Origin of the sequence: Rhodobacter sp. NTK016B, from assembly GCF_017303295.1 — a bacterium.
In the GTDB taxonomy this organism is placed as follows: domain Bacteria; phylum Pseudomonadota; class Alphaproteobacteria; order Rhodobacterales; family Rhodobacteraceae; genus Pararhodobacter.
Map to the genome: position 1 here is coordinate 1 of NZ_JAFKOK010000055.1, position 277 is coordinate 277.

The 277-nt window shown below is 59.9% G+C and carries 1 pseudogene; it reads right to left on the minus strand.

The features are described 5' to 3' along the window. A pseudogene (locus JI664_RS23675) lies at positions 1-277 on the minus strand (EamA family transporter); the annotation flags it as partial.

Genomic DNA, 277 nt, shown 5'->3' on the forward strand with positions numbered 1-277 from the left:
CACCCGAGAGCACGGCCAGCAGCACCCCCTCTCCCGATAGCTGTACCTGCGAAAGATTCACCAAGCTCACCCCAAGGGCAAAAGGCACCGCCCGCACAAAGTTGTTCATGGTATTGGCCACAGGCTGAGCACTCCCCCGCCCCAATAGTGAATAAAATCCCCAGGCAATGCCCGAGATGATCATCAGCGCAGAGCCCCCGACAGGCGGCGACGCCAGCCCTGGCAACACCAAGTAAATCAGTCCAAAAAGCGCGATTACCAGCCCGCCCCAGATCGG